The 21633-nt window shown below is 64.3% G+C and carries 20 protein-coding genes and 2 pseudogenes; 9 read left to right on the forward strand and 13 right to left on the reverse strand.

From position 1 onward, the window contains the following. Positions 1-38 precede the first annotated feature (38 nt). The 3 genes and pseudogenes from NLM33_RS42960 to NLM33_RS42965 form a co-directional block, all read right to left on the reverse strand. Complete coding sequence (locus tag NLM33_RS42960) at positions 39-944, reverse strand: MFS transporter (protein ID WP_371930180.1); 906 nt, start codon at positions 942-944, stop codon at positions 39-41. 47 nt (positions 945-991) lie between these two features. Further along, positions 992-1285, reverse strand: a pseudogene (locus tag NLM33_RS50045) (MFS transporter); the annotation flags it as partial. Between the two features lie 46 nt (positions 1286-1331). Beyond that, a pseudogene (locus tag NLM33_RS42965) lies at positions 1332-1588 on the reverse strand (DUF2798 domain-containing protein). 300 nt (positions 1589-1888) lie between these two features. Between NLM33_RS42965 and NLM33_RS42970 the strand changes: the two are divergent. Then, a complete protein-coding gene (locus NLM33_RS42970; protein ID WP_254104449.1) occupies positions 1889-2278 on the forward strand; it encodes a hypothetical protein in 390 nt (129 codons plus the stop codon). 43 nt (positions 2279-2321) lie between these two features. Here NLM33_RS42970 and poxB read toward each other — a convergent pair whose 3' ends face one another. Next, a complete protein-coding gene (gene poxB, locus NLM33_RS42975; protein WP_254104451.1) occupies positions 2322-4058 on the reverse strand; it encodes a ubiquinone-dependent pyruvate dehydrogenase in 1737 nt (578 codons plus the stop codon). A 136-nt stretch (positions 4059-4194) separates the two neighbouring features. Then, positions 4195-4413 (reverse strand): hypothetical protein, encoded by a 219-nt coding sequence (locus NLM33_RS42980; protein ID WP_254104453.1) that lies wholly within the window; start codon positions 4411-4413, stop codon positions 4195-4197. 229 nt (positions 4414-4642) lie between these two features. On the opposite strand from NLM33_RS42980, the gene NLM33_RS42985 reads away from it, so the two are divergent. The 4 genes from NLM33_RS42985 to uraD all read left to right on the forward strand — a co-directional run bounded on the left by NLM33_RS42985 (position 4643) and on the right by uraD (position 7264). Further along, positions 4643-4924 (forward strand): hypothetical protein, encoded by a 282-nt coding sequence (locus tag NLM33_RS42985; protein WP_254106152.1) that lies wholly within the window; start codon positions 4643-4645, stop codon positions 4922-4924. A 90-nt stretch (positions 4925-5014) separates the two neighbouring features. Continuing rightward, positions 5015-5428 carry a DUF3830 family protein gene (locus tag NLM33_RS42990; RefSeq protein ID WP_254104455.1) on the forward strand — a complete coding sequence of 138 codons (414 nt, stop codon included), beginning with the start codon at positions 5015-5017 and terminating at the stop codon, positions 5426-5428. A 1-nt stretch (position 5429) separates the two neighbouring features. Beyond that, on the forward strand, positions 5430-6365 hold the full coding sequence (puuE, locus tag NLM33_RS42995; RefSeq protein WP_254104456.1) for an allantoinase PuuE: 936 nt from the start codon (positions 5430-5432) through the stop codon (positions 6363-6365). Between the two features lie 11 nt (positions 6366-6376). Further along, the gene (gene uraD, locus NLM33_RS43000) at positions 6377-7264 is read left to right on the forward strand and encodes a 2-oxo-4-hydroxy-4-carboxy-5-ureidoimidazoline decarboxylase (RefSeq protein WP_254104458.1); all 888 of its coding nucleotides are present in this window, start codon (positions 6377-6379) and stop codon (positions 7262-7264) included. On the opposite strand, the gene NLM33_RS43005 is transcribed toward uraD, so the two are convergent. Both NLM33_RS43005 and NLM33_RS43010 read right to left on the reverse strand, forming a co-directional pair. After that, the gene (locus tag NLM33_RS43005) at positions 7261-9987 is read right to left on the reverse strand and encodes a molybdopterin cofactor-binding domain-containing protein (protein ID WP_254104460.1); all 2727 of its coding nucleotides are present in this window, start codon (positions 9985-9987) and stop codon (positions 7261-7263) included. The two genes, uraD and NLM33_RS43005, sit on opposite strands and share 4 nt — an antisense overlap. Further along, entirely contained in the window at positions 9984-10811 is an 828-nt protein-coding gene (locus NLM33_RS43010; protein ID WP_254104462.1) for an FAD binding domain-containing protein, read from the reverse strand. The genes NLM33_RS43005 and NLM33_RS43010 overlap by 4 nt, the downstream gene beginning before the upstream one ends. Positions 10812-10951: 140 nt before the next feature. Here NLM33_RS43010 and NLM33_RS43015 point away from each other — a divergent pair, with 140 nt between their 5' ends. Then, a complete protein-coding gene (locus NLM33_RS43015; RefSeq protein WP_254104464.1) occupies positions 10952-12298 on the forward strand; it encodes an 8-oxoguanine deaminase in 1347 nt (448 codons plus the stop codon). A 111-nt stretch (positions 12299-12409) separates the two neighbouring features. On the opposite strand, the gene NLM33_RS43020 is transcribed toward NLM33_RS43015, so the two are convergent. The 4 genes from NLM33_RS43020 to NLM33_RS43035 all read right to left on the reverse strand — a co-directional run bounded on the left by NLM33_RS43020 (position 12410) and on the right by NLM33_RS43035 (position 17110). Next, positions 12410-13486, reverse strand: coding sequence for a BMP family ABC transporter substrate-binding protein (locus tag NLM33_RS43020; RefSeq protein ID WP_254104466.1), 1077 nt, complete (start codon positions 13484-13486; stop codon positions 12410-12412). Between the two features lie 73 nt (positions 13487-13559). Next, positions 13560-14477: an ABC transporter permease gene (locus NLM33_RS43025; protein WP_254104468.1), complete on the reverse strand. Its 918-nt coding sequence runs from the start codon at positions 14475-14477 to the stop codon at positions 13560-13562. Continuing rightward, complete coding sequence (locus NLM33_RS43030) at positions 14464-15555, reverse strand: ABC transporter permease (protein ID WP_254104470.1); 1092 nt, start codon at positions 15553-15555, stop codon at positions 14464-14466. The genes NLM33_RS43025 and NLM33_RS43030 overlap by 14 nt, the downstream gene beginning before the upstream one ends. Then, the gene (locus tag NLM33_RS43035; RefSeq protein WP_254104472.1) at positions 15539-17110 is read right to left on the reverse strand and encodes an ABC transporter ATP-binding protein; all 1572 of its coding nucleotides are present in this window, start codon (positions 17108-17110) and stop codon (positions 15539-15541) included. The genes NLM33_RS43030 and NLM33_RS43035 overlap by 17 nt, the downstream gene beginning before the upstream one ends. A 925-nt stretch (positions 17111-18035) precedes the next feature. Between NLM33_RS43035 and NLM33_RS50050 the strand changes: the two genes are divergently transcribed. Continuing rightward, positions 18036-18239 carry a hypothetical protein gene (locus NLM33_RS50050; RefSeq protein WP_371930072.1) on the forward strand — a complete coding sequence of 68 codons (204 nt, stop codon included), beginning with the start codon at positions 18036-18038 and terminating at the stop codon, positions 18237-18239. A 343-nt stretch (positions 18240-18582) separates the two neighbouring features. Beyond that, positions 18583-19035 carry a transposase gene (locus NLM33_RS43045; RefSeq protein ID WP_254104474.1) on the forward strand — a complete coding sequence of 151 codons (453 nt, stop codon included), beginning with the start codon at positions 18583-18585 and terminating at the stop codon, positions 19033-19035. Between the two features lie 104 nt (positions 19036-19139). On the opposite strand, the gene NLM33_RS43050 is transcribed toward NLM33_RS43045, so the two are convergent. Beyond that, complete coding sequence (locus NLM33_RS43050; protein WP_371930073.1) at positions 19140-20291, reverse strand: IS3 family transposase; 1152 nt, start codon at positions 20289-20291, stop codon at positions 19140-19142. A gap of 154 nt (positions 20292-20445) precedes the next feature. Between NLM33_RS43050 and NLM33_RS43055 the strand changes: the two genes are divergently transcribed. Then, a complete protein-coding gene (locus tag NLM33_RS43055; RefSeq protein WP_254104476.1) occupies positions 20446-20922 on the forward strand; it encodes a transposase in 477 nt (158 codons plus the stop codon). Between the two features lie 218 nt (positions 20923-21140). Here NLM33_RS43055 and NLM33_RS43060 read toward each other — a convergent pair whose 3' ends face one another. After that, positions 21141-21623 carry a nucleoside deaminase gene (locus NLM33_RS43060; RefSeq protein WP_254104478.1) on the reverse strand — a complete coding sequence of 161 codons (483 nt, stop codon included), beginning with the start codon at positions 21621-21623 and terminating at the stop codon, positions 21141-21143. Between the last annotated feature and the right edge of the window lie 10 nt (positions 21624-21633).

A 21633-nucleotide genomic window follows, 5' to 3' on the forward strand; every position in this document is an offset into this window, starting at 1 on the left:
GGCACGCGCACAGGTCTGCGGGGGATCGAGGGCCGATCTCACTCCAGCCGGTCGACCTGGCGCAGGATCGGGAACAGCTTCATCCACAACAGCGCCACTGCGATGGTGCCGATGCCGCCGAGCAGCGCCGCCGGCATCGCGCCAAGCAGGCCGGCGACCATGCCGCTCTCGAATTCGCCGAGCTGGTTCGAGGCATTGATGAAGAGGAGGTTGACGGCACCGACGCGGCCGCGCATTGCATCTGGTGTGGCGAGCTGCGCCAGTGCGACGCGGACGATGACGCTGATCGTGTCGGCCGCGCCCATGGCCATCAACGCCGCGATCGACAGCCATACGGTTTGCGACAGCGCGAAGACGATGGTGGCGAGTCCGAAGGCAATCACCGCCTGGAACATCCGCAGGCCCGCGCGAGGCGCGATCGGATGGCGCGCGATCACCGCCGTCATCAGGAGCGCGCCGACGGCCGGCGCTGCCCGCATCACGCCGAGCGCCCACGGGCCGGCATGCAAGATGTCCTTGGCATAGATCGGCAGCAGTGCGGTCGCACCGCCGAGCAGCACGGCGAACAGGTCGAGCGAGATCGTGCCGAGGATCGCGGGATTGCTGCGCACGAACGCAAGGCCCGCGAACAATTCGGCGAGGTTCGGCGGCTCGGATTCGGCGGAACGTTCGAGCTCGATCGCACCGACCAGCACCACGGCCAGGAGCGAGCATAGCGCCATGACGCCGTAGGGCGCGCCCGGCGCGAACGCGTAGGCGAGCCCTCCGAGTGCGGGGCCCGTGATCGTGGCGAACTGCCGTGTGCCGGTCGCCATGGCGGTCGCGCGCTGGAGCGTGCGGTCCGGTGCGACGCCCGGCAGCAGCGCGGAGGAGGCTGGACTTTCGAAGGCGCCGGCAAACCCCAGGATGGCAAGACCACGAAGATCTCCGGAGCCGTCACCGATCCCGCCGGCGTGCGTACGCCGAGCCAGGCTGCGGCCAAGGCCTGTATGAGCTGGCAAAGTTGGACGATGCGGCGGCGGTCGTAGCGATCGGCGGCGTGCCCTGCGATGAGGACGAGAATGGCGCTCGGAAGGAACTGCACGAGGCCCGCCATGCCGAGATAGAAGGCGCTGCCGGTGAGCTCATAGATCTGCCAGCCCACGGCGACGGTGGCGACGTTGTGAGCGAATTCGGAGAGCGTGCTGGAGCCGATATAGAGCAGCAGCGGGCGGTGCCGCGTCAGCGTCTCGGCCGGGTTTGCGGCAGAAGCCGTTTGGTCTGAAGTCATTTGATCCAAATTCATGCGAGGTAAGGGCAGGAACGGCGGGCATTGCCGCCATCCCTGCCGGTTATCGGAGCGACTCCACGGAGGGGGCGACCACGATGGCGACGATCCGGCGGACCAGTGGCAGGACCACCAGCAGCGTCGGAAAGGCGACGAGCCATGACAATCCCCAGGCCGCGGGCCACGTCGCCAGGAAGAGAGGGGTTGGTCCGAGACTCTTCAGTGTCGAGATGATCGACACCACGGCTGTCATGAGGATGGAAGCACCAATGGCATGACAACAGGCGCATAGCGCGCCGGCAGCTTGCGAACCGCAATCATCTGATCTCTTTGGGAAAAGGACGCGTCGGTCACGTTGAACCCTGAAAAAATGCATCGATCCCGACGGCGTCGGTTGATGCGTTGGTTCACGTGAAACGCTTACGGCGCCGGAGAACAGCGCGCCGGCTTCATAACGGCTCCGCTGAAATCGATCAAGCCCGATTCGCCAGGCAGCTTTACAATCGTTCAAATCGGAGCGGCGGATTGCCGCGACCGCGCAACCACATCGCTGGGTTGTGGGTTGGGTATCCTTTGCATATCTGAAATTTGGTTCCTTGAGCGCGAACAGAGGAAGCTCTGATGACGGATCAAGCCATGATGTCCTTGCGAAGCAGAAGCGTCCTGCTGGCCACGCTCGCTGGCCTCGCCCTCGTCGCGGCGTCGGCGGTGCCCTCAGCTGCGGCGTCACGCACGTCACTTTCGAAGGCTGCCACATTGGCCCCGGCTTCCGCCGCTGCGACCGACTTCAGCGCCGCCCGGCGCCGCTATTACCGTCGCGGACCGAGCGCCGCAGGTCTTGCCGTCATGGGCATGGGGATGGGCATGATCGCCGGCGCGATCGCCGAGAGCCGTCGCCAAGAGTACTACGAGAACCGCTATTATTATAGCTCGGGTCCGTACTACGGAGGCCCCGGCTATTACGGCGGCGGTCCTTACTATGGTGGTCCGCGCTACTATCAGCCGTATTGATCACAAGGGCCTGCCAGCAGAATTCGCGCGGACAAGCGCGTTTCTAGCGGGGCAGCAGGTTCGTCTTGGCGAGATCGACGACTTCGTCGCCGCGGCCATTCATGACGGCGCGCAGGACCCAGAGACTGAAGCCCCTGATCTGCTCCGGGGTGATCGTCGGCGGCATCGAGAGCTCCTGCTTGGCGGTGACCACATCCAGGAGTGTCGGTCCATCATGCTTCAGGATCTCCTGCATCGCGCCCGGGAGCTCGCCCGGGTCCTCGACGCGACGACCCATGATGCCCACGGCGCGCGCCATGGCCGCAAAGTCGGGATTTTTCAGATCGACGTTGGTGTCGACGAAGCCTGCAGCCTTCATCTCGAGCGCGACAAAGCCGAGCACGCCATTGTTGAACACGACGACCTTCACAGGCAGCTTCATCTGGGTGAGCGTGATCAGGTCGCCCATCAGCATGGTGAAGCCGCCGTCGCCCGATAGCGAAATGACCTGACGTCCTGGCTGTGCCGCCTGCGCGCCGATCGCCTGCGGCATGGCATTGGCCATCGAGCCGTGCACGAATGATCCGATCAGCCGGCGGCGTCCGTTCATCTGCAGATAGCGCGCTGCCCAGACGGTCGGCGTGCCAACATCCACGGTGAACACCGTATCGTCAGCCGCGTGATCGCTGATGACCTTCGCGAGATATTGCGGATGGATCGGCTTGCGGCCCGGGGAGCCCTCCGCGAGCGCGTCGAGGCCCTCGCGCGCCTTCTTGTAATGCGCAATCGCATTGTCGAGGTGCCGTCGTTCGGTCTTGACCTTCAACAGCGGCAGCAGCGCCTCGATGGTCAGCCTGACATCGCCGACCACGCCGAGATCGAGCTTACAGCGCCGGCCGAGATTTTCCGGCCTGATGTCGATTTGTGCGACCTGGCAGTCAGTCGGGAAGAACTGCTTGTAGGGGAAATCAGTGCCCAGCATCAGGAGGACGTCGCAGGCATGCATCGCGGCATAACCGGACGAGAAGCCGATGAAGCCGGTCATGCCGACGTCGTAGGGATTTTCGTATTCGACATGCTCCTTGCCGCCGAGCGCGTGTACGATGGGGCTCTTCAAGGTCGCGGCCATCTGCATCAGCGGCGCGTGAGCGCCGGCGCATCCCCGGCCGCAGAACAGCGTGACGCGCTCCGTGCCGTTCAAGAGAGATGCCAGCGCCTCCAGCTCGTTGGTTTCGGGCACCACCTTTGGTGTGGAGAGCGCCAGACCCCGCGCGGTCACCGGAGCACGTCTAGGTGGCGCGCGAAACGCGACGTCGCCTGGTATGGCCACGACCGCAACTCCGCGCAATCCGACCGCCGCACGAATGGCGTTTTCCAGCACGTAAGGCAGTTGGCTTGGATCCGAGATCAGCTCGCAATAGTGGCTGCACTCCTGGAATAGATTTTGCGGGTGGGTCTCCTGAAAATAGCCGCCGCCGATCTCGGCCGAGGGAATCTGGGCGGCGATCGCGAGCACCGGAACGCGGCTGCGATGAGCATCGAACAAGCCATTGACGAGGTGCAGATTGCCCGGTCCGCAGGACCCCGCACATACTGCAAGGCTGCGCGTCATCTCGGCCTCGCCGGCCGCGGCAAACGCTGCGACTTCCTCGTGCCGCACGTGCACCCACTCGATGGTGCCACGGCGACGCAGCGCTTCCGTGAGGCCGTTGAGGCTGTCGCCGACGATACCATAGATCCGCTTGACACCCGCCTGCTCGAGCGTTGCCACGAAGAGGTCGGCCACGTTGTTGATCGCCATCACGGTCTCCCGGTATCGCTGGTGTTGTCGGGTCAACGGCCGTTCATCCTTCAGGGTTCCCCATGTGACGCGCTGCGCCCCATGGCTCGCTCCTCAGGATGACGGATGTGGCAGTATGGTTGTGTGAGCGAAGCAATCACCGCCCTGCGGGCGCTGACAGCGAACCGGTCGAGTAGCGCCACCAGTCGACTGCGCGTGGCTCGGTCGGCCAGGCGGCAGCGTTGGAGTCGCGGAAAGACTGGGTAGCGGGGGCGGGGGCCTTGCGGGCGTGGTAGCGCTGGCCTGCCGAGGCCGTCTGGATCGTGAGGGCCGCGAGCAGCGTCGTGGCGAGCACGGTCAGTGTTGTTGTTCGCATCGTTCGTCTCCCTTGTCGAACGCGGCCCGAGAGTAATGTCTCGTGCCAGTGTTGCGCTTTTCGGAGATGGCGATGCGTCTTGCCGAATATCACGGTTTCGGCCATCACGAAGCGGCGAGCCGAAATTTTGGTCGCGGCTAAATATTCGGCAATAGCGCTGGTGGTCCTGATGGACTTGCCCCGCGCTATCCGCTTGAATGGCGACGAATTGATGGATCGAGCCACAACGATGTGGAAATATTTGCTGGTCTTGGTGCTGGTGGCCTCGCCCGCCGCAGCGCAGGTCAAGCCGACACCGAAAGCCGCGACGGTGGGGCACCCCGACCCTTGCGCGCCGATCGGGCGTACCGCGGACGGCAAGCTGGTCTATTCCATGAAATGCGAGAACCTTCCGGCACCGCCGCCGCCTCCGCCGCAGGCGGAACTGAGGGAGGCGGCCCCTCCGGCCGCCGAGGCTGAGCCGGAAGCGCGGCGGAGCGGCATTTTCGGCTGGTCGTATGACCGCAGGTAGCGTGGGCCCCCTTGCACGGGTCCGGCTGGAGTGCTCTTTGCTTGAAAGTTCCCCTTGGAGGGCCGATGCCCTCCCACCTAGAGAGATGAGATGAGCAAACTCGTTATCCGCGCCGGCGATTTCACCTTCGATGCCCGCTTCGAGGAGCAACTGGCGCCGAAGACCGTCGCCGCATTCCGTAAAGCCATGCCGTTCGAAAGCCACATCATCCACGTGCGCTGGAGCGGCGAGGCCGTGTGGATGCCGCTCGGCGACCTCGATTTCGGCGTCGGCTACGAGAACCACACCAGCTATCCGGCGCCCGGCCAGATTATCCTCTATCCCGGTGGCATCAGCGAGACCGAGATCCTGCTCGCCTATGGCGGCGTGCACTTCGCGAGCAAGATGGGCCAACTCGCCGGCAACCACTTCATCACGCTGACGTCGGGTCTGGAGAATCTGGCGACGCTCGGCAAGAGCGTGCTGTGGAAGGGCGCCCTGCCGATCCGCTTCGAGGAAGTCTGATTTGTCGGAGCCCCGCTATCCCCGTGATCTCCGCGGCTACGGCCGCAACCCGCCGCATCCGCATTGGCCGGGCGGAGCCCGGGTCGCGGTGCAGTTCGTCGTCAACTTCGAGGAGGGCGGCGAGAACAACATTTTGCACGGCGACCGCGCCTCGGAAGCGTTCTTGTCCGACGTTCTCGGCGCGCAGCCCTGGCTCGGTCAGCGCCATGCCAACATCGAATCGATGTTTGAATATGGTTCGCGCGCCGGATTCTGGCGGTTGTGGCGGATGTTCACGATGCGCAAATGGCCGACCACCGTGTTCGGCGTTGCCACGGCGCTGAAACGCAATCCGGAAATCGTCGCCGCCATGAAGGAGGCGGACTGGGATATCGCCAGCCACAGCCTGAAATGGATCGAGCACAAGGACATGAGCGAGGCGCAGGAGCGTGCAGAGATCGCCGAGGCCATCCGCGTGCATACCGAGGCGACCGGCGCGCGGCCCCTCGGCTGGTACACCGGACGCTCCTCGATCAATACCAACAGGCTGCTGATGGAAGAGGGCGGCTTCCTCTATCTCTGCGACTCCTATGCCGACGATCTGCCCTATTGGATCAAGGGTGCGGGCCACAAGCAGCTCATCATCCCCTATACGCTCGACAACAACGACATGCGCTTCATCAACGCGCAGGGCTTTGCGGAGGGCGAGCAGTTCTTCACCTATCTGAAGGACGCCTTCGACGTGCTCTATGCCGAAGGCGAGAGCGCGCCGAAGATGATGTCGGTGGGCCTGCATTGCCGCCTGGTCGGCCGTCCCGGCCGCGCGGCGGGGCTGATGCGCTTCCTTGACCATATCGGAAAGCACGAGCGCGTCTGGGTGCCGACCCGATTGCAGATCGCGCAGCACTGGCACGACAATCTCGCCCATCTCGCCGACGACGCGTTCGAAATCGAGTGAGGCGGGCGGCGATGTTGCAACTGTCGCTGTCCGATCTCAACGCCGCAAGCAAGGCCGATTTCGTCGCGGCGCTTGCCAATATCTTCGAGCACTCGCCATGGATTGCCGAGCGCGTGGCGGACCAGCGGCCCTTTGCCGGCGTCAATCAACTGTTCGCCGCGATGACGGCGGCAGTCGAAAGTGCCGCGGCAGAGCTGCGGCTCGCGCTGATCAAGGCGCATCCCGATCTCGCCGACAAGACGCAGCGTGCAGCGGGACTGACAGCGGAATCCAATGCCGAGCAGAATAGCGTCGGGCTGGATCGGCTGTCGGACGCCGAATACTCGGCGTTCGAGCGCGTCAACAACGCCTACCGCGCAAAGTTCGGCATTCCTTATATCGTCTGCGTGCGCCGCCATACCAAGGATTCGATCCTGCGCGATTTCGAGCAGCGGCTGCCGAACGACACCGAGACCGAGACAGGGCGTTCGATCGCGGAGATCTGCCGCATCGCCGCGTTGCGGCTCGATCAGCTCGTGATCGCCGACGATCGTCTGAAGGTGCACGGCCGGCTCTCCACGCATGTGCTCGACAATCACAGTGGCAAGCCTGCGCCGGGCATCGCGGTCGAGCTTGTGGAGCTTGCCGCGCTCGGCGAGAGCCGCGTGATCACGCGTGCGGTCACCAACCATGACGGCCGCACCGACCAGCCGCTGATCGGCGGCCGGCCCTTACCGATCGGCCGTTACGAGCTCCGCTTCAGCGTTGGCAAATATTTTGCCGCGCGCGGCGTGCCGATGTCGGACCCGCCGTTCCTCGACGAAATCCCGCTGCGCTTTGCGATCAGCGAGCCCGAGGGCCACTACCACGTGCCGCTTCTGGTCACGCCCTGGAGCTATTCGACCTATCGCGGGAGCTAGGCGCCGAACTTCTCGTGCAGCGCCGGGAATAGGCGGTCTGGCTTGAACGGTGTCGACGTGAAACGAATGCCGGTGGCGTCCGCGATCGCGTTGCCGAGCGCGGCAGAAACGGGATTGTACGGACTTTCGCTCATCGATTTTGCGCCCATCGGTCCGATCGTGTCGGACGTCTCGGCGAAAAGCACTTCCGTGCGCGGCACATCGGCGAAGGAGGGCAGGTGATAGTCGCGGAATTTGGCGTTGATGATGCGCCCCTGCGCGTCGATCACCATCTCCTCATACATCGCCGCCCCCAGGGCCTGCGCCACGCCGCCCTCGACCTGGCCGCGGCACTGCATGGGATTGGCGACGACGCCGGCATCGGCCGCCTGCACGCTCCGGAGGATCTTCAACTCGCCGGTGGCCTTGTTCACCGCCACGCGAAAGCCATGCACGTTGAAAGCCACCGAACGGGGCGTGCCCAGTGAATTGCCGCTGGCGCCGAGCTGCCTGCCGTCTTCGCGCGCGCCCCGCGCCAGTTCTGCAAAGGACATCCGCCTGACGCCGCTAACGACGGCATTGCTCTCGAGCGTGCAGATTGCGGCGTCGCAAAGCCATGCGCCGGCTGCAGCGGACATCAGCTCACGCGCCAGAGCCTCGGCCGCTGCCTGCGTCGCCTTGCCGGCCACGAAGATGCCGGCGCTGCCATAGGCGCCCGTATCGTGGCCGCCATGCGCGGTGTCGGATTGCTTGAGGCGGATGTTGTCGACGGTGGTCGCAAGCGCAGTGGCCGCGATCTGCCGGTGCACCGTGCTGGTGCCGTTGCCAAACTCGGCGGTGCCGACCGTGAGCTCGAAACTGCCGTCATCGTTGAGCGCGATCATCGCATCCGCGATGTGCCCGGCCGGCGGCACCGTGTCGATCATGGTCAGCGCAATGCTCTCGCCGATCAGCCAGTCCGGCGACAAATCGGGCCGGGGCGCGTCCGCCTGCATCGCGCGTTCGACGAGGTCGAGACACTGGTCGAGCCCGTAGGAGCCATAAGCGACGTCGTGATATTCCGACGGCGGCGGCGACAGCATGGGATCTCCGGGCCTGACGACGTTGCGGCGGCGGATGTCGTACGGGCTGATGCCGAGCTGCCTGGCCAGCTCGTCAATCGCCGCTTCCACGGCGACCAGCGTCTGCGGCAGGCCATAGCCGCGAAATGCGCCCGCTGGCACCGTGTTGGTGTAGACGGCGATCGCATCAACCTTTTTGTTCGGACAATTGTAGACGCTGATCGACTCGGCCACTGCGTGACCCAGCACCGGCCCGGCGTGATTGCCATAGGCGCCGGTGTTGGAGAGCACGTCGAGCTGGAGCCCGGTGAGCTTGCCATCCGCATCGGCGCCGGCCTTGACATGGACGCGCATCGGATGCCGCGTCGAGGTCGCGATGAACTGTTCCTCGCGCGTCAGCTCGAGCTTGACGGGCCGCTCCGTCTTCAGCGCGGCGAGCGCCAGGATGTCCTCGACGAACATCTCCTGCTTGCCGCCAAATCCGCCGCCGACGCGCTCGCAGAACACGCGCACCTTGTCCATCGGCAGATCGAAGATATCGGACAGCGCGCGCCGCGTCAGGAACGGCACCTGCGTGGAGGAGCGGACGTTGAGCACGCCGGATGGATCGAGCCAGGCAAGCCCGCCATGCGTTTCCAGCGCGGCATGCTGCACGCGCTGCGTCGTGAAGGTGCCTTCAAAGGTCGCGGCTGAAGCAGCAAGCGCCGCTGCGACATCGCCAAACTCGCCATGCGTCTCCGCGACGATGTTGCGCTTTGCGTTTGCGACGCGATGTTCGGTGGTGCGGTCGGGATGAATGACCGGCGCGCCAGTCGCCATGGCCTTTTCAGGGTCGACGACCGCAGGCAGGATGTCGTAGGTGACCTCAAGGCGCCGGCATGCTTCCTCCGCAGCAGCCTCGGTCTCCGCCAAGACGGCCGCGACCTTCTGGCCGATGAAACGGACGACGTCGTCGAGGACGCGCGTATCCTCCGGGTCCATCCAGTCCTTTTCGTGCCGCGCTGTCGAGAACAGGCGGTCGGGCACGTCCTCATGGGTCAGCACCGCGTGGACGCCGGGAACGTTCAAGGCGGCGCTCTTGTCGATCGCGACGATCCTCGCATGCGGATGCGGCGAACGCAGGAGCTTGATGTGGAGCAGGCCGTCGATCTCGGTGTCGAAGGTATAGCGCACCTTGCCGCGCACGATGTCGGGGCCGGCCGGCGCGGGCAGGCTGCGGCCGAACGCGCCGCCGGCCTCGACGTTATCGTCGACATTGATCTTGCCGTCGAGCGCATCCTCGATTGTGCGATAGCCGGTGCAGCGGCAGATGTTGCCCTTCAGCGCTGCGCCGAGATCGGTGCGCTGCGCCTGGTTCAGCGACGCGCAGGTCAGGATCATGCCGGCGGTGCAGAAGCCGCACTGGAAGCCTTGCGCAGCGAGAAACGCCTGCTGCATCGGATGCGTGCCGCCGTCACCACCTAATCCTTCGATGGTGGTGATTGCGCGACCCTCGGCACGGAAGGCCGGAATCAGGCAGCTATGCACGGGCTCGCCGTCGAGCAGCACGGTGCAGGCGCCGCAATCACCGGCATCGCACCCCTTCTTGACGCCGAAATGGCCGAGCTCGCGCAGGAAGGTTCGCAGGCATTGGCCTGCGCGTGGGCTCTCCGAAAACGGCTTGCCGTTGATCTCGAAGCTCATGGCCGCGCGCCATCCAGCAATTCGCGACGGATCTCCTCGGCAAGGTGCAGCGTCATGTGCTTGCGCCAGAACGGCTTGCCGTGGACGTCGTCGTGGTAGAGGTTATCGGTAATCTCGAGCGCGATGGCTGCGCGCAATGCGTTCGCATCGGGCGGCTTCGGAAAGGACAGCCGGATCGGGCGCACGGTCGAGGCGGTTACCGTCAGGCTCAGCGCAGCATCGCCATCGAGACGGCCGATCAACAGCGCCGCGGAGCGGCCGACCGGCGTCAGCGAGATCTGGCGGAACGCCGAACGGCGCTTCAGCGCCGCGAGCGGGATATCGATTTGCCGCAACAGATCGCCCGGCGTCAGGCGATTGCGCTGGTTGCCGGTGACCAAATCGAGGACCGGAATCCTCTGCTCGCCACCATCAGCCTTCCAGATCGTGCAGATGCCGTCGAGCGCCGAGGTCAGCGAGATCATCGGACCTGCCGGCAGCGACATACAGAGATTGCCGCCGACGGTCGCTGTCTTCCAGATCTTGAACGAGGCGAGGAAGGCACGGCAGCATTGGGTGATCAGCGGTGCGGCGAGCCAGTCGGGCGGACAGGTCAACGCATCGAGCTCTGCGATGGTGCAGGTTGCCGCGATCGTCAGATGGGTGTCGGTGATGGTCAGTGCAGGCCATTTGAGGTCGGCGAGATCAATCAGGCGGGACAGGTGGGCCTGCGGCTCCGAGAACAGCCAGGTTCCGCCCGCGAGCCAAGCATCGCCTGCCGTCCAAGCGGGCAGTTGCGCGCGGCTCGCCGGATGGGCCACCGACGTGATGGTATTCAAGTCCATGAGTACGCCAACGCCTTGAATCGGATCGATCTCTTGAAAAGGAGTCTTGCAAGTCCGGAGCCAAGTCGCAACAAGGACGCAAGCGGCTGGCCTTCGCCTTGCAGGCGAAAATGCCGGCCGACGTCAGGAGAAACAGGATCATGGATAACGCAAAGCCGGTCTGGATCAAGGACCCGCTCGCCATTCTTGCCGACGGTGCCGAGCGCGGCATCGTGGTGCAGGATGGGCGGATCGTCGAGCTTGTCCCCGCTGGCGGCAAGCCCGCAGCGGACGCCGCAGTCTTCGAGGCGGGCGAACATGTCGTGCTGCCCGGGCTGATCAACACGCATCATCACTTCTACCAGACGCTGACGCGCGCGCTGCCGGCGGCGATGGACCGCGAGCTGTTTCCCTGGCTCAAGGCGCTCTATCCGGTCTGGGCGCGGATGACGCCGGAGGCGCTCCAGCTCGGCGTCACTGTGGCGATGTCGGAGCTGTTGCTGTCGGGCTGCACCACCACGACGGATCATCACTACGTCTTCCCCGCGGGCCTGGAAGACGCCGTCGACATCGAGGTCGCCGTTGCCAGGCGGCTTGGCGTGCGCGCGCTGCTCACGCGCGGCTCGATGAACCTGTCGCAGCGCGACGGCGGCCTGCCGCCTGATAGCGTGGTGCAGGATGAGGACACCATCCTCGCCGACAGCGCGCGGGTGGTCGCAAAGCATCACCAGCGCGGCGCGGATGCGATGGTGCAGATCGCGCTCGCGCCATGCTCGCCATTCTCGGTGACGACGTCGCTGATGCGCAGCACCGCCGATCTCGCGGACAAGCTCGACGTCCGCCTGCACACCCATCTCGCCGAGACCGAGGACGAAAACAGGTTTTGCGAGCAGATATATGGTTGCCGCCCGCTCGACTATCTCGAGCAGTGCGGTTGGCTCAATGCTCGCACCTGGCTCGCCCACGGCATCTTCTTCAATGCCGACGAGATGAAGCGGCTCGGCAAAGCGAAGACGACCATCAGCCATTGCGCATGCAGCAACCAGCTTCTCGCGTCCGGCTGCTGCCCGGTCTGCGAGATGGAGGAGGCTGGCGTCGGCATCGGCCTCGGGGTGGATGGTTCGGCCTCCAACGATGCGTCCAACCTGATGCAGGAGGTGCGCTCCGCGTTCCTGCTCCAGCGTGCCCGCTATGGCGTGACGAGGATCAGCCACAAGGATGCGCTGCGCTGGGCCACCAAGGGCTCGGCCGCCTGCGTCGGCCGTCCCGAACTCGGCGAGATCGCGGTCGGCAAGGCGGCCGATCTCGCGCTGTATAGGCTGGATGAATTGCGCTTCTCGGGTCATGGCGATCCGATTGCCGCGGTCGTGCTTTGCGGCGCGCATCGGGCTGATCGGGTGATGGTCGCAGGGAAATGGGCCGTGGTCGACGGGGCGATCCCGGGCCTGGACGTCGCCGACCTGATCCGCCGCCACAGTGCTGCGGCCCGCGCGATGCAGGCAGGTTAGGACGGATAGGGTAGAGAAGAGGGGGCAACCACCATTGCCGGGTATTGGTGGCTACCCCCTCCTGACCTCCTCCGGGAGGGAGCAGGTGATTTTACCAATGCAAGAAGCGTGCTACTTGCCCGGAACCTTGTCGTCGATGCCTTTGACGTAGAAGTTCATGCCGAGGATCTGGCCGTCATCGAGGTGATCGCCGCCTTTGCACTCGACTTCCTTGCCGTCCTGCCCGACGACCGGGCATTTGAACGGATGCAGCTTGCCTGATGTGATCGCGGCTTGGGCATCCTCCGCCATCTTTTTCACGTCGTCGGGCATGTTGGTGTAGGGCGCCATCGCAAACATGTGGCTGTCGAGCCCGCCCCAGGTGTCCTCGGACTTCCAGGTGCCGTCGAGCTCGGCCTTGACGCGCGCAATGTAGTAGGGGCCCCAGGTATCGAGGATCGAGGTGAGCTGCGACTTGGGCCCGAACTTGATCATCTCGGAATCCTGGCCGAAGGCGAGCTTGCCGCGCTCGCTGGCGATCTGCATCGCTGCCGGCGAATCCGTGTGCTGCATGATGACGTCGGCGCCTTGGTCGAGCAGCGCCTTGGCCGCGTCGGCTTCCTTGCCCGGATCGAACCAGGTGTTGGCCCAGATGATCTTGACCTTGATGTTCGGATTGATGGTTTGCGCCGCGAGAATCGTGGCGTTGATGCCGGAGACGACCTCTGGAATCGGGAACGAGCCGATATACCCGAGCACGCCGGTCTTCGACATCTTGGCCGCGATCAGGCCCTGGATGTAGCGGCCCTGGTACCACTTGGACGAATAGGTCGACATGTTCTTGTCGCGCTTGTAGCCGGTGGCGTGCTCGAAATGCACGTTCGGATATTTCTTGGCGACCTTCAGTGTCGGGTCCATGTAGCCGAACGACGTCGTGAAGATCAGCTTGTTGCCGGCGCGGACGAGTTGCTCGATCGCGCGCTCGGCGTCGGGACCTTCGGGCACGTTCTCGAGATAGGTCGTTTCGATCTTGTCGCCGAGCTCCTTTTCGAGCGCCAGGCGCCCTTGATCGTGCTGGTAGGTCCAGCCGAGATCGCCAATCGGGCCAAGGTAAATGAAGCCGACCTTCAGCTTGTCGGCGGCGGAGGCAGCGCTGACGCTTCCGGCAAGCAAGAGCCCGGCAGCCAGCGCAAGAAGTGTTTTCCTCATCATCAATCTCCAAACAGTCGGGGAAAGCCACACCGCAACGTGCGCGCCCCATCGCGCACGTTGCGGAAGTCCGTCAACGATCGGGCACGAACACGGTGCCAAGCGCGGCCGGCGCGGTCGAGCCGCCGGTGCGCGCGCGCGACAGCAGAACCAGGACGATCACGGTCGCCAGATAGGGCAGCGCCGACATAAATTGCGAGGGTATGCCGATGCCCCAGCCCTGCGCGTGCAGTTGCAGGATGGTCACCGCGCCGAACAGGTAGGCGCCGACGACGAGCCGCCCCGGCCGCCACGACGAGAACACGACCAGTGCGAGCGCGATCCAGCCGCGGCCCGCGGTCATGCCGGGAATGAAGAAGGGCGTGTAGGCGAGCGGCAGATAGGCGCCGGCAAGTCCTGCACAGGCGCCACCGAACATCACCGCAAGCGTCCTGATGCGCAGCACCGGGTAGCCCAGTGCATGCGCGGAGACGTGATTGTCGCCACAGGCGCGCAGGATCAGCCCCGTCCGCGTCTGGTAGAGGAACCACCACACGCCGACGATCAGCGCGATCGAGAGATAGACGAAGGCGTCTTCGCCGAACAGCACGCGGCCGATCAGCGGAATATCCGTGAGGACGGGGATGTAAAGATGCGGCGCCGGCGTGATGCGCTCGCCGACGAAGCCCGCGCCGATCAGGCCGGAGAGGCCGATGCCGAGGATGGTGAGTGCTAGTCCTGTCGCGACCTGATTGACCGCGAGACCAAGCGCCATCAGCGCGAAGACCAGTGACATCAGCGTGCCCGCGATGATGCCGCAGATCGCGCCGATGATGATCGAGCCAGTCAGCCAGGCGCCGGCGAAGCCGCAGGCCGCGCCCATGATCATCATGCCCTCGACGCCGAGATTGAGGACGCCTGAGCGCTCGGTCACGAGCTCGCCGGTCGCCGCGATCAGCAGCGGCGTCGAGGCGGCAAGCACCGACAGGATGATGGCTTCAACCAGTTCCACGGGTCACCTGGCGGTTCGGGAAGACGAGCCGGAAACGGTAGAGGATCAGGGAGTCGCAGGCGAGCACGTAGAACAGCAAAATGCCCTGAAAGACCTTGGTCACGTCAAGCGGGATCTTCATTGCGATCTGGGCCTGCTCGCCGCCGATGAAGGTCAATGCGAGGAAAAGGCCTGCAATTAATATTCCAATCGGATTCAACCGGCCGAGGAAGGCGACGATGATGGCGGTAAAACCGTAGCCGGGCGAGATGCCGGGTTGCAGATGGCCGACGGGCCCGGCGACCTCGATGATGCCAGCAAGGCCGGCCAGTGCGCCCGAGACGGCGAAGGTCAGGATGATCAACTGGTTGGAGTTGAAGCCGCCGAACCGCGCCGCGCGCGGCGCAGCGCCAACCACGCGGATCTCGAACCCCTTGATAGTGCGCCCCAGCAGCACCGCCGCTGCCGCGACGACCAGGAGTGCGATGATGGAGCCGAGATGTAGCCGGCCGCCTTCGATGAGGAGCGGCACGGTCGCGACTGGATCGAACTCGGCCGTGGTCGGGAAATTAAACCCGTGCGGATCGCGCCAGGGGCCGCGCACGAGATAATCGAGGAAGAGATCGGCGACATAGACCAGCATCAGGCTGGTCAGGATTTCGCTGGCGCCGAACTTCACCTTGCAGACGGCGGGGATCAGCGCGTAGAGCGCGCCCGCGATGGCGCCCAGCAGGAGCATCGCCGGCAGCACCCAGGCGCCGGCATCGGTGCCTTGCGTCTTCACCGCGATCCAGCTTCCGGCAACCGCGCCGATCAGGAACTGGCCCTCGGCGCCGATGTTCCAGGCATTGGCGAGATAGCAGAGCGACAGCCCGATCGCGATCATCACCAGCGGCGTCGCCTTCACCGCGATCTCCTGGAGCGAGTAGCCATCGGTCAACGGCGCGATGAAGTAAGCGTGGAGAGCAAGAACCGGATTCTTGCCGAGGACCGCGAACAAGATGCTCATGGTCACGATCGTCAATCCGATCGCGATCAGCGGCGAGACCAGCGCGATCCTGTTGGAGCGCTCGGCGCGCTTCTCAAGCACGAGCTGCATGCGCGACCTCCCTCTGGTCCAGGCTGCTGCCGCCCATCAACAGGCCAAGCTTCTCGCGTGTCGCTTCGCCGGCTGCGAGTGGTGCAGACAGTCGGCCGTGGAACATCACCGCGATGCGGTCGGCAATCTCGGCGAGTTCGTCGAGATCCTGGCTCGTCACCAGCACGGCCGCGCCGCCGGCGGCGAGATCCAGAAGCGCCTGGCGGATGACGGCGGCGGCGCCTGCATCCACGCCCCAGGTCGGCTGGCTTACCACCAGCACGGCCGGGTTGCGCAGAATCTCGCGGCCGACGATGAATTTTTGCAGATTGCCGCCGGAGAGGCTTGCCGCTTCCGGATCGCGCTTGGCCTTGCGCACGTCGAAGGTCTCCGTCGCCTTGTCGACGGTTTTCAACGTGGCCGCGGTATCGATGAAGCCGTGCCTGACCATGCCGCTTGCGGCGTGGCCCGTCAGCAACGCGTTTTCCGATAATCGCATGCGCGGCGCGGTGCCGTGGCCGAGCCGCTCCTCGGGGACGAAAGCCGCGCCCAGCTTGCGGCGCTGGGTGATCGACAAATGACCGGCGGCGATACCTTCGATCACCACCGTGCCGGGATCCTTCGACAACCGCTCGCCCGACAAGGCGGCGAAGAGTTCGTCCTGGCCGTTGCCGGCGACGCCCGCAATGCCAAGGATCTCGCCGCCTTTGAGCTCGAGCGAGATGTGCTCGAGCCGCACGCCGTGAGGCTCGTCGGGCGCAAGCGTGAGATCGTTGATCACGAGCCGCGGCACCGTGGTCTGCCGGCCGGCCGCGGCCTTGACCTCCTTGATCTCGCCGCCGACCATCATGCGGGCGAGTGAGGCCGCCGTCTCCGCGCGCGGATTGCAGGTTGCGACCTTCTTGCCGCTGCGCAGGATGGTGGCGGTGTCGCACAGCCGCTTCACCTCTTCGAGCTTGTGGCTGATATAGAGGATCGCGCGGCCTTCGGCCTTCAGACGTTCGAGCACGATGAAGAGCTGGTCGGCCTCCTGCGGCGTCAGCACGGCGGTCGGTTCGTCCAGGATCAGGAATTTCGGATTCTGCATCAAGGCGCGCACGATCTCGATGCGCTGGCGCTCACCGACCGACAATTGCCAGACCTCGCGCCTGGGATCGAGCGGCAGGCCGTAAGTCTTCGAGACCTGCTCCAGCCGCGCCGACATGTCCTTGAAGGATTCCCTGCCGTCGAGCCCGAGCGCGACGTTCTCGGCGACAGTGAGATTCTCGAACAGCGAGAAATGCTGAAACACCATGCCGATGCCACGGCTGCGGGCTTCCGACGGGCCGGACAGCACGATGCGCTCACCCTGCCAGCGAATCTCGCCGGCGCTTGGCTGGATCAGGCCGTAGATCGCCTTGACCAGCGTCGACTTGCCGGCGCCGTTCTCGCCGAGCAGGGCATGGATCTCCTTGGGGAAGATATCAATGTCGATCGACGCGTTGGCGAGGAAGTCGCCATAGCGCTTGGTGAGCCCGATCGTCTGGAGCAGCGGTAGCTCCCCGGTATGCAGGCTGTTGGGCATCGCGTCTGACATTCGCCGTCACGTGGGTCGGGTAAAGTGCCTCTGCCTCAATAGTGGGCTAGTTTGATCCGGCGCGTAAGTAGCGAAAAAACGTCATGCCTTGCTCAACGCTTCGGCAAACGAGTGGATTCGCCGTCCATTCGCGATTCTCCTGCGGCAGTTTTAGCGAGTCCGTAGTTGTGCGGTAAGTGTCTGTTGCAAATTTGTGACGGTTCGAACCAAATCGGAACCGCCTGTGCAGCGTTGATGCCTAGTTGGGCAATCGATGCGTTCGCCTTGCATGTTTTGCATCGATGCGATGACACCGTGCGCTCGGGCCCGCCGTGCAGTTTTTTGCGGGGCACAAAAGGCAAATAAAAACAATCGGGAAACTCTGGCAAGCGCTTGCACGCGGTTCTGGGGCGGAGCGCGCCGCCGCGCATGTAAGCTTGGCGAAAAAGTCCTGATCCCCGCGAGCCTTCTGCCGAAACCTGCAGCAGGCGTTGAAGCAAGTTGAGGCTTCTCACCCCAGGGGAACAGCGCAAGTGTCGCACCCAACGGGGCTTGATTTCTAAAGCTTCATCTCTTGGGGGTGTTCAGGATGTCGTTTCGTTTCACGGCAATTGCAGCAACGGCGCTGTCTCTTGCTACGCTAGCCACCGGCGGCTTGGCTCATGGGCGGATCTTCCAGTCAAGGCCGCCAAGAAGACAACGGACCTTCCGTTCTTCCTGGTGATCGACGACCGCGTGTCGTTCTCGTATATGCCGAAGGGCACCGATCCCGGCATGTGGAGCGTCAACCCGAACGGCACCATCAACGGCACAACGCCGAAGCAGGTGTATCGGCCGTGCCGGCTCGTATGGACCGAAGGGCGACTCCAACGGCCTTCCTGCGCTCTCGGGCGTCGGCCGGTTCTCTACCGCGTCCAAGACCGAGCTGAACAGCGAGCCGATCCGCTTGACCTTCGACGCCTCGAAGGCGGCGTGGGGTGACAAGTACTCGCACTTCCTCGACCTCTGGGTCGCCTACCGTTACTGGCAGAACAAGTTCGGCCTCGACCACAACGCCATGCCCGGCGTCTGCACCATCGCCGCCACCGGCCAGAGCACCAAGAGCTGCACCGAGTCCACGGTCTATGGCGGTGTCACTCTGAAGTTCTGAGCGGCTGAACTGCCGTAGGTGGGCAAAGCCAAGAGGGCGCGCGAATGCGCGCCCGATGGCGTGCCACCGCTTCTGTCGCAATCGTGGAGAGATGGTGGGCACGGCGCGCCAAAGAGCGCGCCTTTGCCCACCCTTGTATTAGCGCGCCGGATTACAATGGCCTGGTTCCGTGAGGAATGGCCCAGCCCGGGCGGCCACCCGAGCTGGGCCGCCGATCGATCGGATCGATGCCCACCGAAGCCTTGAGGGCTGCGTTTCGTAGCAAGATCGCGATCGGCACTTCATCGGGACCCGCATGGTTGAACGAACTTCAGGTTCGCATCACAAGGGAGGGTCGAGGAAGATGGCCAAGCGTATCACGATCTGTGCCGGGATCGATACCGGCAAGCGCAAACTTGACGTGGCAGTCGATGGCTGTTCGGAGCCGTTGCAGGTCGAGAACACACCGGAAGGCTACAAGGTGCTGGTGGAATGGTTGCAGCGCCGGAAGGTCAAACGGGTCGGGATCGAGGCGAGCGGGGGCTATGAGCGGGCGGTCGTCGCCGAGCTGCGACGCAAACGTTTTGTCGTCGTGGTCTTTCAGCCGGTCCAGGTGCGCGCCTTTGCCATGTTCCACCTGCAGCGGGCCAAGAATGACAAGATCGATGCAGCGCTGATTGCAGCCTGCACCGCCGCGGCCAAGAAGATCCACCCCGCTCCGGATCCTCGGCTGGGGCCCTTTGCCGAGCATCTGACAATGATCGAGCAGATCGGAGAGCTGGCCCCGGTTGTTTGGACAGCGCCCCGCGAAAATTAAGTGGATTCCTGCCGGGTTATGCTGAAGGCGGGGCTTTACGATTTTGCTGTGGCGTCGGGAGGGCGTAAGCCCGACCAGAGCCGCAGCAAAATCGTTGGCGACGATCATGCGGCCGTCACCATCGTTTGCGCGCCGAAGTAAGCCTCGTCGGGCGTGCGTTCGTCAAGGCTCGAGTGAGGACGTCCTCGGTTGTAGAACGCCAGATATTTGGAAATCGATGCTCGCGCCTCGAGCACGCTGTCGTAAGCACGCAGATAGACTTCCTCGTATTTGACAGTGCGCCACAGCCGCTCGACGAACACGTTGTCGCGCCAGGCACCCTTGCCGTCCATGCTGATGGCGATGTTCGCGTCCAGCAGCACGCCGGTGAAGTCGAGGCTGGTGAACTGGCTACCCTGATCCGTGTTGAAGATCTCGGGCCTGCCGTGCTTCGCCAACGCCTCCTGGAGCGCTTCGACGCAGAATATCGTCTCCATCGTGATCGATACGCGATGGACCAACACCCGTCGGCTGAACACATCGACGACCGCCGCGAGGTAGACGAATCCACGTCGCATCGGAATGTAGCTGATGTCCATTGCCCAGACCTGGTTCGGCCGCTCGATCTTCAATCCGCGCAATAGGTACGGGTAGATCTTGTGGCCCGGTGCGGGCTTGCTCGTGTTCGGACGGCGATAGATCGCCTCGATCCCCATGCGCTTCATCAGCGTCGCGACGTGGCGGCGGCCAATCTGCATGCCCTCACGCTGCAACAGCGATCGCAGCATGCGCGCCCCTGCGAAGGGATAATCGAGGTGCAGCTCATCGAGCCGGCGCATCAAGACAAGGTCCTCGGCCGAAACCGGCCGAGGTTCATAGTAAACCGTACTGCGGGCAAGGTTCAGGACCTTCGCCTGGCGCACGACAGACAGATCATGGTCGCGGTCGATCATCGCTTTGCGCTCAGCAGGCCCGCCTTGGTGAGCGCGCCGGACAAAAAATCGTTCTCCAACGCAAGCTCGCCGATCTTGGCATGTAACGCCTTCAAATCGACCGGCGCCTCGGCCGGTCCGTTGTCCTGCCCAAACACTCCGGCGGCGCCTTTCCAGGAGTTGGGTCTTCCAGGTCGTGATCTGGTTCGGATGGACATCAAACAATTGCGCCAGCTCGGCCAACGTCTTCTCCCCTTCACGGCCGCCAAAGCCACCTTTGCCTTGAATGCCGGAGAATGCGTCCGGCGACTCCTCTTCGTCATCTTCGCTCCTGATTCGCGGCAAGAAGCCTCGCCGCTCTCAGGCAGAAAATCCACTCAAGCTACTGTCCGAATTTGCGGAGCCAGCTCTCGGAGAGGATATTGCAAAGCTCAAAAACCGGTTGGAGAGCTGCCGCAACGCGCGTATCCAGAAGCTCTGGAAGGAGCAGATTGCTCTCTTGGCCAGGCACAAACGAGCCGAGTTCAAGGCTCTGGTGGCAGCGATCCGCAAGCATCGCGATCTCGCCGAACGGCTCGATCTGATCTACGGCGTTGCCGGCAGCGGCCTTCCGACTGCGGTTTCCATCCTGATCAGGATGCCCGAGATTGGCCAGGTCACGCGCGAGCAAGCCGCAGCCCTCGTCGGGCTTGCGCCTTACGACAACGACAGCGGCGATCACGTTGGCGTCCGTCACATCGAAGGCGGGCGCGAACGCTTGCGCCGGGCGCTCTACACCGCGGCTCTACCGGCATCATTCCGCTGGAATCCGCAGCTCATGGCCCTGTACAACCGGCTGATCGCCGCCGGCAAGGGCCACAAGCGCGCGCTCATCGCCTGTGCCAGGAAGCTGCTCGTCGTCATCAACGCCGTCGTCGCACGCGGAACGCCGTGGCTCGCCGAACCGCCCAAAATCGCGAGCGTGCCCGCCACCTGATCGCGTTTCTTTGTTCGGCCGAAGCACCGTTTCTTCGTCCCGACCTGCCCTCGCAAATGACGCCGCGCACAGCGGCCGTCAAGGCTGGCCGTCGTGCCGGCCTCGCCTCACATCCGCCGCTGCCAGGCCACGCCTTGACGGCCACGAGCACGGCGTCATCCTCCCGGCAATCGGACGTCGCTTTAATGGTTGCTACGATTCCGGGGTCGATGCGATCGCTACCTTGTCCACACGCCGTCGTGCAGGGCTTCGGCTTCGTCTTCCAGGAGCGGACCGACGACTTCGGTCGGCCGCTGGCCGCCGGCGAAGACGTCGCGGCAGGGCAGATCGAGCGTCGGGTTCTCCGGGTGGTTGCCGGTGACGCCGCGCAGGCGATGTTCGCTGAGCCCATAGACCACGCGGCCGATGCCGGCCCAGTAGATCGCGCCGGCGCACATCGCGCAGGGCTCGGCGGAGGAATAGAGCGTCGCCCTGGCGAGCACCTCGCGGCTCAGCGTGCGGCAGGCTTTTGTGGCGGCGAGGCGTTCGGCATGCGCGGTGCCGTCATGGTCCGGCATGTAGCCATTCTCGGCCTCGATCAGCACCTTGCCGTCCGCGTCGACCACGAGGCAGCCGAACGGGTGGTTGCCATGGGTGAGAGAGCGGCGGGCGACCTCAAACGACAGGCGCAAGAAGTGCTCGTCGCGTTCGGATACGCTCATCGCTCCTCCG

Source organism: Bradyrhizobium sp. CCGUVB1N3, assembly GCF_024199925.1.
In the GTDB taxonomy this organism is placed as follows: domain Bacteria; phylum Pseudomonadota; class Alphaproteobacteria; order Rhizobiales; family Xanthobacteraceae; genus Bradyrhizobium.

What these genes read in the sequence shown, in the direction of transcription:
- uraD (WP_254104458.1), top strand. Translation starts at nt 6,377, where the DNA reads ATGTTGCAACTGTCGCTGTCCGATCTCAACGCCGCAAGCAAGGCCGAT.
- NLM33_RS42970 (WP_254104449.1), top strand. Translation starts at nt 1,889, where the DNA reads ATGACGGATCAAGCCATGATGTCCTTGCGAAGCAGAAGCGTCCTGCTG.
- NLM33_RS43015 (WP_254104464.1), top strand. Translation starts at nt 10,952, where the DNA reads ATGGATAACGCAAAGCCGGTCTGGATCAAGGACCCGCTCGCCATTCTT.
- NLM33_RS42980 (WP_254104453.1), bottom strand. Translation starts at nt 4,413, where the DNA reads ATGCGAACAACAACACTGACCGTGCTCGCCACGACGCTGCTCGCGGCC.
- NLM33_RS43005 (WP_254104460.1), bottom strand. Translation starts at nt 9,987, where the DNA reads ATGAGCTTCGAGATCAACGGCAAGCCGTTTTCGGAGAGCCCACGCGCA.
- NLM33_RS42990 (WP_254104455.1), top strand. Translation starts at nt 5,015, where the DNA reads ATGAGCAAACTCGTTATCCGCGCCGGCGATTTCACCTTCGATGCCCGC.
- NLM33_RS43045 (WP_254104474.1), top strand. Translation starts at nt 18,583, where the DNA reads ATGGCCAAGCGTATCACGATCTGTGCCGGGATCGATACCGGCAAGCGC.
- NLM33_RS43030 (WP_254104470.1), bottom strand. Translation starts at nt 15,555, where the DNA reads ATGCAGCTCGTGCTTGAGAAGCGCGCCGAGCGCTCCAACAGGATCGCG.
- NLM33_RS43060 (WP_254104478.1), bottom strand. Translation starts at nt 21,623, where the DNA reads ATGAGCGTATCCGAACGCGACGAGCACTTCTTGCGCCTGTCGTTTGAG.
- NLM33_RS43010 (WP_254104462.1), bottom strand. Translation starts at nt 10,811, where the DNA reads ATGGACTTGAATACCATCACGTCGGTGGCCCATCCGGCGAGCCGCGCG.
- NLM33_RS42985 (WP_254106152.1), top strand. Translation starts at nt 4,643, where the DNA reads ATGTGGAAATATTTGCTGGTCTTGGTGCTGGTGGCCTCGCCCGCCGCA.
- NLM33_RS43035 (WP_254104472.1), bottom strand. Translation starts at nt 17,110, where the DNA reads ATGTCAGACGCGATGCCCAACAGCCTGCATACCGGGGAGCTACCGCTG.
- NLM33_RS43020 (WP_254104466.1), bottom strand. Translation starts at nt 13,486, where the DNA reads ATGAGGAAAACACTTCTTGCGCTGGCTGCCGGGCTCTTGCTTGCCGGA.
- poxB (WP_254104451.1), bottom strand. Translation starts at nt 4,058, where the DNA reads ATGGCGATCAACAACGTGGCCGACCTCTTCGTGGCAACGCTCGAGCAG.